The sequence below is a fragment of the Rhodoplanes azumiensis genome, from assembly GCF_042682915.1.
Classification (GTDB): Bacteria; Pseudomonadota; Alphaproteobacteria; order Rhizobiales; family Xanthobacteraceae; genus Rhodoplanes; species Rhodoplanes azumiensis.
The window spans coordinates 94,785-109,326 of record NZ_JBHUIW010000002.1 but is presented as its reverse complement, the minus strand read 5'-3'; the positions used below and the strand labels follow the sequence as shown (position 1 = coordinate 109,326).

The following is a 14,542-nucleotide window of genomic DNA, read 5'->3' as shown; positions in this document are numbered from 1 at the left end:
ACAGTCTAGACGGTGGCAGCGCAGCACGTCGGCGCGGCCGGAGGCGCGCTCGCCCGCACCACCGCGGCCAGGAAAGCCGTGCGGGCATCCGGCAGCGGCAGACCGCGCGGCTCGAAAACGTGACGGGCGAGGAAGAAGCCGGTCATCCGGAAGGCGTCGGCGAGACTTTCGGGGGGCGCCGCGTCATGGTCGGCGGCGAGGAACAGGGGCAGCGGCAGCATCCGGTCGTGCCACGGCGCACCGACGGCGCGCGACACCGCTCGGCCCGACTTCGGCGACACATAGGCGAGGTCGTCGGCCGTGCCGGAGACGGCGCAGCGGTCGAGATCGAGGCCGAAGCCGAGCTCGGCGAGGAGCTGCAGCTCGAACCGCACGACCAGCGCGCCGGCGAGCGCCGGCTCGGCGATATGGTCGAGGATCGCCTCCAAGGCGTCGTGGACGAGCGGATGCGGGTCGCGCTCCGGCAAGAGGCGGGTCAGCGCGGCGAGATGGACGATGCCGTAGAGCGCGTGCGGACGGGCCAAGAGCGCGCCGGCGCGCAGCCGCACCCCTTCGACCGAATAGGTGCCGAGATGCTCCTCGAGCCGCGCCCGCCAGATCGCGGCGACCCGGTTGCCGGGCTGCAGCACCGGCTGCAGGCGCGGCCCCGCGCCGCCCCGCACCAGCCCGAGATGGCGCCCGTGGTCGCGCGTCATCAGCTCGACGATGGCGCTCGTCTCGCCGTGCCGCCGCACCCCGAGCACGATGCCTTCCTCGGACCACTGCATGCGAGAGATGTAGACCGGGATTCGGTGGGGTGGAAGCGCTTCGGCCACGCCATCGAAACCGGTCATTCCGGGGCGCGACCCGAAGGTTCGCGAGCCCGGACTCCATACACCCAGCCCGGACGGCTCACGAAAGACCGGGGTTACGGGTTCCGGGCTCGGCGCTTTCGCGCCGCCCCGGACCGACAGAGGCTACCCCTTCGGGAACTCCAGCCCCATCTCGCGATAGCGCTCGGGGTCGTCGGACCAGTTTTCGCGGACCTTCACGAACAGGAACAGGTGGACCTTCTGCTCGAGCAGGCCGGCGAGCTCGGCGCGCGCGTCGGAGCCGATCGACTTGATGGTGTGGCCGCCCTTGCCCAGCACGATCTTCCGCTGGCTTTCGCGCTCGACGAAGATGGTCTGCTCGATGCGCACCGAGCCGTCGGGCTGCTCGGTCCACGAGTCGGTCTCGACGGTCGAACGGTAAGGCAGTTCCTGGTGCAGCTTGAGGAACAGCTTCTCCCGGGTGATCTCGGCCGCGAGGCTGCGCATCGGCGCGTCCGACATCTGGTCCTCCGGATAGAGCCACGGCCCCTCCGGCACCTGTGCCGCGAGCGTCTCGGCGACGCGCGCCACGCCGTCGCCGGTCGTCGCCGAGATCATGAAGGTCGCGGCGAAGGCGACCCGCTCGTTCAGCGCCTGCGCCAGCGCCAGCAGGGCGGGCTTCGCCACCAGGTCGACCTTGTTGAGCACCAGCACCTTGGGCTGGCGAACCTCGCGCAGCTTGTCGACGATGGCGCCGGTCTCGTCGTCGAGGCCGCGCTTGGCGTCGACCACCAGCAGGGCGAGGTCGGCGTCCTGGGCGCCCGACCAGGCGGTCGTCACCATGGCGCGCTCCAGCCGCCGGCGCGGCGCGAAGATGCCGGGCGTGTCGACGAAGATCAGCTGCGAGGCCCCGACGATAGTAATGCCGCGCACCAGCGTGCGGGTCGTCTGCACCTTCGGGCTGACGATCGTCACCTTGCTGCCGACCAGCGCATTCACCAGCGTCGACTTGCCCACATTGGGCGCGCCGATCACGGCGATGAAGCCGCACCGGGTGTTTTCGGGCGCCACGTCGGAGGCGGGTGAAGTGTCGGGGTCGGTCATCGGGGCTCGCGGTGGGAGGTCGGGAAACCGGCTCGGGAAACGGGATCAGGCGTCGGCGGGGGCGTTCGCGACGCCCTCGCGGCCCAGGAAGGCGGCGGCCGCGGCCTGCTCGGCGGCGCGCTTGGAGCGGCCGATGCCTTCGGCCGGCGGCAGGTCGGGCAGTTCGACCAGAACCTTGAACTCGGGGTCGTGGTGGGGGCCGGTGCGTTCGATCTCGCGATAGCTGGGCGTCGGCAGCCCGCGTCCCTGCGCCCACTCCTGCAGAATCGTCTTCGAATCGCGCAGCGGCCGGGTCGGCGTGCGCATCCGCTCGCCCCACAGCGCCTCGATCATGGCGGCGGCGGCCGGGTAGCCGCCGTCGACGAACACGGCGCCGATCACGGCTTCGCAGATGTCGGCAAGGATCGCGGTGTTGCGCCGCCCGCCGCCGTTCGCCTCCGAGACACCGAGCTTGATGGCCGGCCCGAGATCGAGCGTGCGGGCGACGTCGGCGCAGGTCTCGCGGCGGACCAGGTCGGCGAGCCGGCGCGACAGCTCGCCCTCCTCGGCCTTCGGGAAGCCGCGGAACAGCATGTCGGAGACGACGAGGCCGAGGACGTGATCGCCGAGGAACTCGAGGCGCTGATAGCTGCCGGCGCGGCTCTTGCCGGAGAGCGCCGAGATGTGGGTCAGCGCCGTCTCCAGCAGCTTCGGGTCGGAGAACGTGTAGCCGATGCGGGCCTCCAGCTCGCGCCGGCCCGGCTTGGTCCGTGTGCTCATCTCACCAGCGTCAGCAGTCGCCCCCAACGCACCGCGTAAGGCCACGCCCAGACGTGCCAGGCCGGCACGCCGTCGCCGACCGAGAAGAAGATCACCTGGGCCTTGCCGATGATGTTGTCGAGCGGCACGTAGCCGACCTGGCTCAGCACCCGGCTGTCGGTCGAGTTGTCGCGGTTGTCGCCCATCATGAAGAAGTTGCCGGGCGGCACCTCGTAGACCGGGGTGTTGTCGAGGAAGCCGTTGTCCTGCAGGTCGAGCGTCTCGTAGGAGACGCCGTTCGGCAGGGTCTCCTTCCAGCGCCGGACCCGCACGGTGCGGCCGCCCTCCTCGTCGACATAGTCGGAGACGCGCTCGCGCTTCACCGGCTGGCCGTTGATGTGCAGGAGGCCTCCGACCATCTGGATGCGGTCGCCGGGCAGCCCGATCACCCGCTTGATGTAGTCGGTCGAGTCGTCCTTGGGCAGGCGGAAGACGACGACGTCGCCGCGCTGTGGCTCCGAGCCCCAGATGCGGCCGTTGAACAGCGGCAGCGACAGCGGGAAGGAGTAGCGGCTGTAGCCGTAGGAATATTTGGAGACGAACAGGTAGTCGCCGATCAGCAGCGTCGCCATCATCGAGCCGGACGGGATGTTGAACGGCTGGAACAGGAAGGTCCGGATGACGAGCGCGATGATCAGCGCGTGAAAGATGACGCGCGCGGTCTCGAGCAGCCCGCCTTCCTTCTTCTTCTCCTGCGGCTTCTCCTGGCTGTCGTACACGCTCATCGGCCTCTCGTTGTTCGCCTGTCCGGATCACCTGCCCGGATCGCCGGCGCGGTTCGCCTGCACGCGGTGTCGTGCCGAAGCGGCGGGCCGGACCGATCGTCGCCCCGACGATCGGACCGGGACAGAGGTTCGGCGGTGAACCGTCGCGGCGGGCCCGCAGGACACACGCGGGCGAGACCAGCGGACGAGACGGCGACGACGCGATCGGCGCAGCGGCGTCCTGGTTCTAGCGGCTCGGCGAGACCGGCGCAATTGACGCGCGCGGGTCGTCCCCGGCGGACCGTGGTACCGCCGAGATCACCACGAAGGCCTGGGCGAGCGGATACTCGTCGGTCAGCGCGAGATCGATCCTCGCCTCGCAACCGGGCGGCGTCATGGCGGCGAGGCGTTCGGCGGCGGCACCGGTCAGCCGCAGCGTCGGCTTGCCGGAGGGCAGGTTGACCACCCCGAGGTCGCGGAAGAACACACCGCGGCGGAAGCCGGTGCCGAGCGCCTTGGCGCAGGCCTCCTTGGCGGCGAACCGCTTGGCGTAGGTCTCGGCCCGGTTCTTGCGGCGCTCGGCCAGCGCCCGCTCGACCGGGGTGAAGCAGCGTGCGACGAAGCGCTCGCCGTGCCGTTCGAGGGTCTTCTCGATGCGGCGGATGTCGCAGAGGTCGGTGCCGATGCCGATGATCATGCGCGGCGCCTCGGGCTCAGCGCCCGGCCGCCGCGCGCCCGGCCGCCTCGCGACCCCGCTGCATGGCCGCGCGCATGCGCCGGATCGCCGCGTCGAGGCCGTCGAACACCGCCTCGGCCACCAGCCAGTGCCCGATGTTGAGCTCGACCACCTCGGGCAGCGCCGAAATCGCCTCCGCCGTCACCGGGTCGAGGCCGTGCCCGGCATGCACCTCGAGGCCGCGCGCCGTCGCCTCGCGGGCGGCCCGCACGATCCGCTCGAACTCGGCCTGAGCGGCGAGGCGCTCACCGGCCGTCACGGCGTCGCACCAGGTGCCGGTGTGCAGCTCGACGACCGGCGCCCCGGCCGCCACGGCCGCGTCGAGCTGCCGCACATCGGGGGCGACGAACAGCGACACCCGGATCCCGGCGGCGCCGAGCGCGTCCACACGCGGGGTCAGATCGGGAAGCTGGGCGGCAACGTCGAGGCCGCCTTCGGTCGTGCGCTCCTCGCGCCGCTCCGGCACCAGGCAGGCGGCGTGTGGCTTCAGCCGCAGCGCGATCTCCACCATCTCGGACGTCGCCGCCATCTCCATGTTGAGCGGCACGGTCAGATGCGACTTGAGTCGCGCCATGTCGTCGTCGCGAATGTGGCGGCGATCCTCGCGCAGATGCGCCGTGATGCCGTCGGCGCCGGCCGCGACGGCGAGCTCGGCGGCGCGCAGCGGATCGGGATGGCGCCCGCCGCGCGCGTTCCGCAACGTGGCGACATGGTCGACATTGACGCCGAGGCGGATCTTGGGAGCGGTCACGGGCGGGCTCCGAGAGGCACGAGCGAGGCCGCCGGTGTGCCGCAGAACCGGGACGGGTTCAAGGGTGGGCGACGGCTGCGGCCCTCGGAAGGCACGGCGCCCGCTCGTTCTCCCCTCGGACGGGGAGAAGGTGGCTCGCCGCACAGCGGCGAAACGGACGGGGGGCGTATCCCGGGCGCAGAGACTCGCGGCGACGCCCCCTCACCCGGAATTGGCGCCCTGTCGCGCCGACGCCGACCTCTCCCCGCGTGCGGGGAGACGTCCCGGAGCGCGGGAAGAGCTTCAGGACGAGCCTCGTCGCCGGAGAGGTGACGCGTTGCGGCGAGCCCCTACCCCACCACCCGGTCGGCCTTGGCGACCACCGTCTTGGCGCGGAGCTGCGAGATGATCGCGGTGAGGTGCTTGAGGTCGTAGACCTCGAGGTCGATGGTGAGCTGGCTGAAGTCGGGTGCGTTGCGGCTCATCCGCAGGTTGTCGATGTTGCCGTCGTGGTCGGCGATCACCTGGCAGACCTGGGCGAGCGAGCCGGGCTCGTTGACCGACTGGACGAAGACACGGGCCGGGAAGCGCTGCGGCGTCTTCTCGTCGATGTCCCAGCGCACGTCGAGCCAGCGCTCCGGCTGATCCTCGAAGGCGGTGAGGGCCGGCGACTGGATCGGGTAGATGGTGATACCCTCGCCGGGCGTGAGGATGCCGACGATGCGGTCGCCCGGAACGGCGCCGCCCTCCGGCGCGAAGCGCACCGGCAGATCCGAGTTGATGCCGCGGATCGGGATCGCGTCGTCGGTCGCGCCCGGCACCTTGAACTTCACCGACTGCCCGGTCTTCAGACCGAACCAGCTCTTGTCGGGCTTCGGCACCGCGGTCGCCCGCTCCTCCTTGTAGTCGGGATACATGGCGCGCACGACGTCGGACGCCTTGATCTCGCTGCGGCCGACCGCGGCGAACACGTCCTCGATGGTCGCGCGGGCGAGGCGCGGCAGCGCGCCGGCGAGCTTCTCGTTCGAGTATTCGCGCTTCGCCCGCTGGCACATGCGCTCGACGATGCGCTTGCCGAGCTCGGCATACTGGTTGCGCACCGCGACCCGCGTGGCGCGCCGGATCGCGGCCCGCGCCTTGCCGGTGACGACGACCGACTCCCAGGCCGCCGGCAGCGCGTTCGGTCCGCGCGCGGTGAGGATCTCGACCTCGTCGCCGTTGTGCAGCTCGGAGATCAGCGGCGCGATCTTGCCGTTGATCTTGCACCCGACCGCGCGGTTGCCGACATCGGTATGGACCGCATAGGCGAAGTCGATCGGGGTCGCCGAGCGCGGCAGCGCGATCAGCTTGCCCTTGGGGGTGAAGCAGAACACCTGGTCGTGGAACAGCTCGAGCTTGGTGTGCTCGAGGAACTCCTCCGGATTGGATCCGACCGCCAGCAGCTCGATGGTGCGGCGCAGCCACGCATAGGCGTTCGATTCGCGCGTCAGCGTCTCGTTGGGCGTGCCGAGATCGTCCTTGTAGAGCGAATGCGCCGCGATGCCGTATTCGGCGATCTCGTCCATCTCGTGGGTGCGGATCTGCAGCTCGACGCGCTGGTTGCGCGGCCCGATCACGGTCGTGTGGATCGACCGGTAGTCGTTCTGCTTGGGCGTCGAGATGTAGTCCTTGAAGCGGCCCGGCACCACCGGCCAGGTGGTGTGGACGACGCCGAGCGCCTGGTAGCAATCGGCGAGCGAGCCGACGATCGCCCGGAACGCGTAGATGTCGGAGAGCTGCTCGAAGCCGAGCGCCTTGCGCTCCATCTTGCGCCACACCGAATAGGCGTGCTTGCGGCGGCCGAACACCTCGGCCTGGATGCCGCGGGCGGCGAGCTTCACGGTGAGCTGCTGCTCGATTTCCGCGATGAGGTCGCTGTTGCGGGCGGCGAGACGCTCGAGCCGCGCGTCGATCACCTTGAAGGCGTCGGGATGCAGCTCGCGGAATGCCAGATCCTCGAGCTCGCTGCGCATCTCGTGCATGCCCATGCGCCCGGCGAGCGGCGCATAGATGTCGATCGTCTCCTCGGCGATGCGGCCGCGCTTCTCGACCGGCATGTAGACGAGGGTGCGCATGTTGTGCAGGCGGTCGGCGAGCTTGACCAACAGCACCCGCACGTCCTCGGCGATGGCGAGCAGCAGCTTGCGCAGGTTCTCGGCCTGCTTGGCCTCGCGCGAGACCAGCTCGAGCTTCTTCAGCTTGGTCAGCCCCTCGACCAGATGGCCGATGTCGGCGCCGAAGATCTGGTCGATGTCGGTGCGGGTGGCGTCGGTGTCCTCGATGGTGTCGTGCAGCAGCGCCGCCACGATGGTCGCATCGTCGAGCTTGAGGTCGGTGAGGATCGCCGCGACCTCGAGCGGATGCGAGAAATAGGGGTCGCCCGAGGCGCGCCGCTGCTCGCCGTGCGCCTTCATGGCGTAGACATAGGCGCGGTTGAGCAGATCCTCGTTGGTGTTCGGGTTGTACTTGCGGACGCGCTCGACCAGCTCGTACTGCCGCATCATCCGCTTGGCGGGCGGCGGCGGGGGCGCCGGCGTGGTCCCGGGGGGCGCGGCGCCGCGCGGCGCCTGGATCGGCGCCTGCACCTGCATCCGCGGCAAGTTCGTCACCGGGGAACCCACCCTCACCTCCTCGGCCGGCCTCGACCGGCGTTTCGCGCTGTCCGCGTCCGACGTGCCCGACCGCGGCTGAAAGACGGTACCGCGACGGAGCGTGACTCGGCTCCTCGCGAACCGCCGTTCAGGATAACATGGCGCCGAGTTCCTACCGCAACAACAACATGGTGGAGCAAAAGAACCAGATCGCGCGCCGGACCATCGAAAAGCAGAAAACCGGCGGGCCGAGGGCACCGCCGGTCCAACTCGCGATCACGATAACGGATCACCGGCGGGACGGATCACCGATGGAACGGAGCACCGGCGGACCGTGCGCCCGCATGGGCGCCCGGCACCGCCGAGCCCGATCACTCCTCGTCGTCGGCCTCGACCGGCTCGGGCCGCTCCTCGGGCGGGGCCAGGCCCTCGAGTCCCTTGAGCAGCTCCTCCTCGGTCATCCGCTCCAGCACGACCTCGGTGTCGTCGGCATCGACGCCCTCGCCGCCGGCGCCGATCAGCGGGATCGACTCGGGCTCGGGCTCGTCGACCTCGACATACTTCTGGAGCGAGTGGACGAGCTCTTCCTTGAGATCCTCGGGCGAGATCGTCTCTTCGGCGATCTCGCGCAGCGCGACCACCGGGTTCTTGTCGTTGTCACGGTCGACCGTGATCTGGGCGCCGGACGAGATCATGCGGGCCCGGTGGCCGGCCAGCAGAACGAGCTCGAACCGGTTGCTGACCTTGTCGATGCAGTCTTCGACGGTGACGCGTGCCATGCGAGGGCGGACTCCTGGATCGAATTCCTGTGGGGTTTGCTCTCTCGTAATCGTCCCGGTGTCAAAGTGCAACGGTCGACGGGCGGCATTGCAATTTTTTATGAGGTATTTCGATCGTGAATTGACTAGAACAAAGAGCGCAGACCGGATATGTGATTGACTGACACGGATTTTGGATGCAGCCCTTGCTTCTGCGTGGCAAGCACGTGACGACCCATTTCGGTCGCGACCATCCGAACAGTCCGTACACAGAGCGTCGACGCAGCGAGCCCGGATGCGCGGCCATTCACGGCATGCATCCGCTATACTAAGATGCCAAATAACGAGAGACCCATGGCAGTGCCAAGTGAGAAAATCGCTCTGTTCATCGATGGAGCAAATCTCTATGCGACCGCGAAGTCGCTTGGATTTGACATCGACTACAAGCGATTACTGCGCGAGTTCCAGGGCCGAGGTTATCTTCTGCGCGCCTTCTATTACACGGCGGTTGTCGAAGATCAAGAGTACTCGTCGATTCGCCCCCTGATCGACTGGCTGGACTACAACGGATACACGGTGGTGACGAAGGCCACCAAGGAGTTCGTCGACCAGACCGGCCGGCGCAAGGTGAAGGGCAACATGGACATCGAGCTCGCCGTCGATGCCATGGAGATCGCCGGCAACATCGATCACATGGTTTTGTTCTCGGGCGACGGCGATTTCCGCTCGCTGGTCGAGGCCGTGCAGCGCCGCGGCGTTCGCGTCACCGTGGTGTCGACCATCTCGACGCAGCCCCCGATGGTGGCCGACGAGCTGCGCCGCCAAGCCGACGTGTTCCTCGACATCGTCGAGCTGCAGCCGAAGATCGGCCGTGATCCGGGCGAGCGCGCCGAGCGGGCCGCCCGCGAGCCGCGGCACACGCCGCAATTCCTCACCCGCAGCACCACCCCGCGCTCGTCGACGCCGGCCCCGGCGCCGGCCAACGGCGACACCTTCGACGAAGACTGACGGGTCCGGCCCGTGCCCCGACCGTCCGCCGCCGCATCCCGGCGGGCCGAGCCTGCGCTCGGCCCGGGCGAAACGGCGCGCCCGGCGGAGCTGGTGGTTCGCCCGGCGGAGCCGGTGGTTCGCCCGGCGGAGCCGGACCGAGACTGCCCGCGCTGCCCGCGACTGGTCGAATTCCGCGAATCCTGGCGGGCCAAGAAGCCCGACTGGCAGAACGCGCCGGTGCCGTCCTTCGGCGAGCCCTCGGCCCGCCTCCTGATCGTCGGGCTGGCCCCCGGCCTGCACGGCGCCAACCGCACCGGCCGGCCGTTCACCGGCGACTATGCCGGCGACCTCCTCTACCAGACGCTGATCGACTTCGGCTTCGCCCGCGGCACCTACGCGGCGCGACCCGACGACGGCTTGGAGCTCGTCGACGCCCGGATCACCAATGCGGTGCGCTGCGTGCCGCCGGAGAACAAGCCGACCGGGCCGGAGATCACCGCCTGCCGACCGTTCCTGGTCGCGACCATGGCCGAGATGCCGAACCTCGCCGCCATCGTGGCGCTCGGCCGCATCGCCCACGACACGCTGATGGGCACGCTCGGCTGGAAGAAGTCCGCCCACCCGTTCGGGCACGGGGCCGTGCACGCGGGGCCGAACGGCAGCGCCGCCGTCTTCGACAGCTATCACTGCTCCCGCTACAACACGAACACGGGCGTGCTGACGCCGGCGATGTTCCGGGCCGTCTTCGCCAAGGTCCGGGCGCATCTGGACGGACCGCCGCGGCCGCGTTGAACGTCCGCCCGCGGGCTCTCGAACCTTGTTTCAGCCCTTCACGCTGGCGCGCAGCAGGCGGCCCTTCTCGCGATCCCAGTCACGCTTCTTCTCGGTCTCGCGCTTGTCGTGCAGCTTCTTGCCGCGGGCGATCGCCAGCTCGATCTTGGCGCGGCCGCGGTCGTTGAAATACATCCGCAGCGGCACGATGGTCATGCCCTCGCGGTCGATGCCCTGGGCGAGCCTCGCGATCTGCCGCTTGTGGAGCAGCAGCTTCCGCCGCCGCTTCGGCTCGTGGTTGAAGAACGGCCCGGCCTGCAGGTATTCGGGAATGTTGGCGTTGACCAGCCAGATCTCCCCGCCCTTCGCCTCGGCATAGGATTCCGCAATCGTCGCGCGCCCTTGGCGTAACGACTTCACCTCGGATCCGAGCAACGCGATGCCCGCCTCGAAGGTCTCGCCGATCTCGTAGTTGAAGCGCGCCTTGCGGTTGTCCGCGACGATCTTGCGCGCCGGCTCCTTCTTCTCGGCCACGGCCTTACCCTTCAACGGATGTCGACAGTGGTCGTCATGGCCGGGCTCGTCCCGGCCATCCACGCGTGTCGCTGCGGTGACTTATGATCGCGAATGCCCGCGACAAGCGCGGGCGCCGCGAGGCCGCCCCGCCCTAGTTGATCAGCCCGGCATGCACCATGGCGTCACGCACCGCCTGCTTGGTCTTGTCCGAGCACGGCACCATCGGCAGCCGTACCGTGTCGGCGCAACGGCCGAGCACCGAGACGGCGTACTTGACCGGCGACGGGTTGGTCTCGATGAACAGCGCCTGGTGGAGCGGCAGCAGCTTGTCCTGGAGGGTGAGCGCGGTGCCGTAGTCGCCCTTCAGGCAGGCGGCCTGGAACGCGGCGCACAGGCGCGGGGCGACGTTCGAGGTCACCGAGATGCAGCCGTGGCCGCCATGCGCCATGAAGCCGAGCGCGGTGCCGTCCTCGCCGGAGAGCTGGTTGAAGTCCGCGCCGAGCACGGCGCGCTGCTGCGAGACGCGCAGCACGTTGGCGGTCGCGTCCTTCACGCCGGCGATGTTCGGGAGCTCGAACAGGCGCTTCATCGTGTCGACCGACATGTCGATCACGGAGCGGGCCGGGATGTTGTAGATGATGATCGGGATGCCGATCGCGTCGTTGATCGCCTTGAAGTGCTGGTAAAGGCCGTCCTGGGTCGGCTTGTTGTAGTAGGGCGTGACCACGAGGACGCCCGACGCGCCGGCCTTCTCGGCGTGCCGCGACAGCGCCACCGCCTCGGCGGTCGAGTTCGAGCCGGCGCCGGCGATCACCGGCACGCGGCCCTTCGCCTGGTCGATGCACCACTCGACGACGCGGTGATGCTCCTCGTGCGACAGGGTCGGGCTCTCGCCCGTGGTGCCGACCGGCACCAGGCCGTTGGTGCCCTCTTCGATCTGCCAGTCGACCAGCGCCCGGAACGCCGCCTCGTCGACCGCACCGTTCTTGAACGGGGTCACCAGCGCCGTGAAGGATCCTCGGAAATTGCTCTTGGCGGCCATTGGAAATCACTCCTGCGTCGCGGCTTCGCCCCGGATCGGCGCGGCGACGAAGGTTTGGTTTTATCGGGTCGGATCGGCCGACGAAAGCCCTGTTCGCAGGGCGTCGTGGCGAGGTCCGGCCGGTCGCCGGAGCGGAGCGCGATCGCCGCGCGGGTTCATCCTCGCGCCCCGATTGCGCCGAAACATGGCCATGTTCGACCTTGATTAGGGACTTGTTAACGAGAGCGGCCGGAAGGTCGCCGGGGGCGGGTCTGGTGCTGACCAGGGGGGATGGTCCGTGGTCGCTTTTCTTCGTGTCCGGCAACTCCGTATCCGACAGGTGGGGCTCCGACAGACCGTTTCGGCGCTGGCGATCGCCGCGCTGATCGGCGCCGCCGCGATCGGCCTCGCTGCGGCCGCACAGGCCGCGCCGTCCGCCGACAAGACCGCGACCGAGAAGACCGCCGCCAAGCCGGCAGCGGCGAAGCCGACCGACAAGGCCAAGGCCGGCAAGGACGCGAAGACCACCGCCAAATCGGACTCCAAGAAGCCGGACGCCAAGAAACCGGACGCCAAGAAGGCGGACGCCAAGAAGCCGGAGTCGAAGAAGGCGGAAACGAAGAAGGTCGACGCCAAGAGGACCGACGGCAAGGCCGCCGCCAAGAAGCCCGACCCGAAGACATCCGCCGCCAAGACACAAGCGAGCGCCAAGCCCGCGGCGGGCCCGGGCGCCCCGCCCCGCCCGCTCGCGCCACCGAGCCGCTCCGCCTCCGCCGACCCGAGCGCGCCGATGGGGCTCACCGGCACCGGGGCCGTCGACGGCATCGAGACGACCGCGGCGACCGCGTCCCTGACGCCGGTCTCCTACACGCCCGCCCCGAGCGCCGGCGAGGCGCTGGCCTACGCGCCGACCCGCTCGACCTCGAGCAGCGACCTGTCGATCGTCAAGCAGGCGCTCGCCGCCGCGCGGCGCGGCCGCACCAGCGACGCGACCGAGCTGCAGGCGAGCCTGTCCGACCCGCTCGCCCAGAAGCTGGTCGAGTGGATGATCCTGCGCGCCAACGACAACGGCGTCTCGTTTTCCCGCTACGCCCGCTTCGTCGAGGCGAACCCGACCTGGCCGAGCAACGGCATGCTGCGCCGGCGCGCCGAGAACATGCTGTGGGCCGAGAAGGCCGACCCGGCGACCGTCAAGGCCTTCTTCTCCGGCCGCGAGCCGCTGGGCACCCGCGGCAAGCTCGTCTACGCCCGCGCTCTCCTCGCCGACGGGGATCGGGCCAAGGCCGCGGCCTATGTCCGCTCGGTGTGGCGCACCGACTCGTTCGGCCGCGATCTCGAGGAGGAGATCCAGGAGACCTTCCCGGGCATGATCACGCGTGCCGACGACAAGGCGCGCATGGACCGCCGGCTCTACGACGCGGACGACTACGAGATCGCCCTGCGGGCCGCCGCCCGGCTCGGCGGGTCGGAGCCCGCGATCGCCAAGGCGCGCCACGCCGTCAACCAGAAGGCCGGCAACGCCAAGGCGCTGCTCGACGGGCTCGGCGCGAGGAACGACATCGGCCTCGCCTTCAGCCGCATCCAATGGCTGCGCCGCGCCGAGCAGTATCAGGAGGCGGCGCGCATCATGCTGGCGATCCCGCGCCGGCTCGACGATGCGCACGACGCCGACGAGTGGTGGATCGAGCGTCGCCTGCTCGCCCGCAAGCTGATCGAGCTCGGCGACGCCAAGTCGGCCTACCTCGTGTGCCGCGACGCGACGCCGCCCGCGAAGGAGAACTACCAGGTCGAGCACGAGTTCATGGCGGGCTGGATCGCGCTGCGCTTCCTCGACGATCCGGCGACCGCCGCGAAGCACTTCGCCCGCATCCCGGCGACCGGCGTGAAGAACCCGATCTCGCTGTCGCGTGCCGGCTACTGGCTCGGCCGCGCCGCCGAGGCGGCCGGCCGGCGCGCCGAGGCGCGCGCCCATTACGAGCAGGCGGCGCGGTGGAGCACCGCCTATTACGGCCAGCTCGCCCGCGCCCGCCTCGGCCTCGGCGAGATCGTGCTCCGCAGTCCGCCTGCCCTGTCGGCCGACAAGCGCGCCGCGATGGGCCGGCTCGAGGTCGTCCGCGCGGTCGAGATTCTCTACGCCATCGGCGAGCGCGACCTCGTCATCCCGTTCGTCGCCGACCTCGCCGACCGCACGAGCGACGCCGCCGCCCTGACCCTGATCGCCGAGATCGCGGCCAAGAACGACGACGCCCGCGCCGTGCTGCTCACCGGCAAGACCGCCCTCGGCAACGGCCTGCCGCTCGATCACGCCGCCTTCCCGACCATCGGGCTGCCGCGCTATTCGCCGATCGGCCCCGAGGTCGAGCCGGCGATCGTCTACGCGATCGCCCGCCAAGAGAGCGCCTTCAACCCGAAGACCGTGTCGACCGCCAACGCGCTCGGCCTGATGCAGGTGACGCCGGCGGCCGGCCGCTTCATCGCCAAGACGCACGGCGTGCCGTTCGACCAGAAGCGGCTCTTGCACGACAAGGTCTACAACGTGCAGATGGGCGCCGCCGAGCTCGGCGGCAACATCGCCGCCTACAACGGCTCCTACATCCTCGCCTTCGCCGCCTACAACGCCGGCCGCGGCCGGGTGAAGGAGTGGATCGAGCGCTTCGGCGATCCGCGCGATCCCAATGTCGACGCGGTCGACTGGGTCGAGCGCATCCCCTTCTCCGAGACGCGCAACTACGTCCAGCGCATCATGGAGAACGTGCAGGCCTACCGGGTCCGCTTCGGCGGCGGCACCCGGCTGCTGATCGAGGCCGACCTCAAGCGCGGCAGCAGCGTGAACTGAGCGGCGTTCGGGCCGACGCTCTTTTTCCCTTTCCCCTGACGAAGCCTTTGCAGAACTGTCATTCCGGGGCGCGCGCCCCGGATCGGCGCTTCGCGCCGTCCGGGCGCAGGCTCCGGCGCGAACCCGGAATCCAACCGCATATTCAGAGGTCCGGGCC

The 14,542-nt window shown here is 69.7% G+C and carries 13 protein-coding genes; 3 read left to right on the top strand and 10 right to left on the bottom strand.

The window, feature by feature from the left end; translation table 11 throughout:
- Positions 1–5 precede the first annotated feature (5 nt).
- The 8 genes from recO to rpoZ form a co-directional block, all read right to left on the bottom strand.
- Complete coding sequence (recO, locus tag ACFSOX_RS02290; RefSeq protein ID WP_378476167.1) at positions 6–767, bottom strand: DNA repair protein RecO; 762 nt, start codon at positions 765–767, stop codon at positions 6–8.
- A 189-nt stretch (positions 768–956) separates the two neighbouring features.
- Entirely contained in the window at positions 957–1,895 is a 939-nt protein-coding gene (gene era, locus ACFSOX_RS02285) for a GTPase Era (protein WP_378476166.1), read from the bottom strand.
- Between the two features lie 45 nt (positions 1,896–1,940).
- Positions 1,941–2,654: a ribonuclease III gene (gene rnc, locus ACFSOX_RS02280; protein WP_378476165.1), complete on the bottom strand. Its 714-nt coding sequence runs from the start codon at positions 2,652–2,654 to the stop codon at positions 1,941–1,943.
- Positions 2,651–3,418, bottom strand: coding sequence for a signal peptidase I (lepB, locus tag ACFSOX_RS02275; protein ID WP_378476164.1), 768 nt, complete (start codon positions 3,416–3,418; stop codon positions 2,651–2,653). Before lepB ends, rnc begins: the two co-directional genes overlap by 4 nt.
- Positions 3,419–3,644: 226 nt before the next feature.
- The gene (acpS, locus tag ACFSOX_RS02270; protein ID WP_378476163.1) at positions 3,645–4,094 is read right to left on the bottom strand and encodes a holo-ACP synthase; all 450 of its coding nucleotides are present in this window, start codon (positions 4,092–4,094) and stop codon (positions 3,645–3,647) included.
- 16 nt (positions 4,095–4,110) lie between these two features.
- A complete protein-coding gene (locus ACFSOX_RS02265; protein ID WP_378476162.1) occupies positions 4,111–4,884 on the bottom strand; it encodes a pyridoxine 5'-phosphate synthase in 774 nt (257 codons plus the stop codon).
- A 329-nt stretch (positions 4,885–5,213) separates the two neighbouring features.
- A complete protein-coding gene (locus ACFSOX_RS02260) occupies positions 5,214–7,493 on the bottom strand; it encodes a RelA/SpoT family protein (protein ID WP_378476423.1) in 2,280 nt (759 codons plus the stop codon).
- A 371-nt stretch (positions 7,494–7,864) separates the two neighbouring features.
- On the bottom strand, positions 7,865–8,272 hold the full coding sequence (rpoZ, locus tag ACFSOX_RS02255; protein WP_378476161.1) for a DNA-directed RNA polymerase subunit omega: 408 nt from the start codon (positions 8,270–8,272) through the stop codon (positions 7,865–7,867).
- A gap of 333 nt (positions 8,273–8,605) precedes the next feature.
- Here rpoZ and ACFSOX_RS02250 point away from each other — a divergent pair, with 333 nt between their 5' ends.
- Both ACFSOX_RS02250 and ACFSOX_RS02245 read left to right on the top strand, forming a co-directional pair.
- Positions 8,606–9,259: a LabA-like NYN domain-containing protein gene (locus ACFSOX_RS02250; protein WP_378476160.1), complete on the top strand. Its 654-nt coding sequence runs from the start codon at positions 8,606–8,608 to the stop codon at positions 9,257–9,259.
- 114 nt (positions 9,260–9,373) lie between these two features.
- Positions 9,374–10,033, top strand: coding sequence for a uracil-DNA glycosylase (locus ACFSOX_RS02245; RefSeq protein WP_378476159.1), 660 nt, complete (start codon positions 9,374–9,376; stop codon positions 10,031–10,033).
- 30 nt (positions 10,034–10,063) lie between these two features.
- On the opposite strand, the gene smpB is transcribed toward ACFSOX_RS02245, so the two are convergent.
- A complete protein-coding gene (gene smpB, locus ACFSOX_RS02240; protein ID WP_378476158.1) occupies positions 10,064–10,546 on the bottom strand; it encodes an SsrA-binding protein SmpB in 483 nt (160 codons plus the stop codon).
- A 133-nt stretch (positions 10,547–10,679) separates the two neighbouring features.
- On the bottom strand, positions 10,680–11,570 hold the full coding sequence (gene dapA, locus ACFSOX_RS02235) for a 4-hydroxy-tetrahydrodipicolinate synthase (RefSeq protein ID WP_378476157.1): 891 nt from the start codon (positions 11,568–11,570) through the stop codon (positions 10,680–10,682).
- A gap of 319 nt (positions 11,571–11,889) precedes the next feature.
- Here dapA and ACFSOX_RS02230 point away from each other — a divergent pair, with 319 nt between their 5' ends.
- The gene (locus tag ACFSOX_RS02230) at positions 11,890–14,385 is read left to right on the top strand and encodes a transglycosylase SLT domain-containing protein (RefSeq protein WP_378476156.1); all 2,496 of its coding nucleotides are present in this window, start codon (positions 11,890–11,892) and stop codon (positions 14,383–14,385) included.
- The last annotated feature ends 157 nt before the right edge of the window (positions 14,386–14,542 follow it).

What these genes read in the sequence shown, in the direction of transcription:
- recO (WP_378476167.1), bottom strand. Translation starts at nt 767, where the DNA reads ATGCAGTGGTCCGAGGAAGGCATCGTGCTCGGGGTGCGGCGGCACGGC.
- era (WP_378476166.1), bottom strand. Translation starts at nt 1,895, where the DNA reads ATGACCGACCCCGACACTTCACCCGCCTCCGACGTGGCGCCCGAAAAC.
- rnc (WP_378476165.1), bottom strand. Translation starts at nt 2,654, where the DNA reads ATGAGCACACGGACCAAGCCGGGCCGGCGCGAGCTGGAGGCCCGCATC.
- lepB (WP_378476164.1), bottom strand. Translation starts at nt 3,418, where the DNA reads ATGAGCGTGTACGACAGCCAGGAGAAGCCGCAGGAGAAGAAGAAGGAA.
- acpS (WP_378476163.1), bottom strand. Translation starts at nt 4,094, where the DNA reads ATGATCATCGGCATCGGCACCGACCTCTGCGACATCCGCCGCATCGAG.
- ACFSOX_RS02260 (WP_378476423.1), bottom strand. Translation starts at nt 7,493, where the DNA reads ATGCAGGTGCAGGCGCCGATCCAGGCGCCGCGCGGCGCCGCGCCCCCC.
- rpoZ (WP_378476161.1), bottom strand. Translation starts at nt 8,272, where the DNA reads ATGGCACGCGTCACCGTCGAAGACTGCATCGACAAGGTCAGCAACCGG.
- ACFSOX_RS02250 (WP_378476160.1), top strand. Translation starts at nt 8,606, where the DNA reads ATGGCAGTGCCAAGTGAGAAAATCGCTCTGTTCATCGATGGAGCAAAT.
- dapA (WP_378476157.1), bottom strand. Translation starts at nt 11,570, where the DNA reads ATGGCCGCCAAGAGCAATTTCCGAGGATCCTTCACGGCGCTGGTGACC.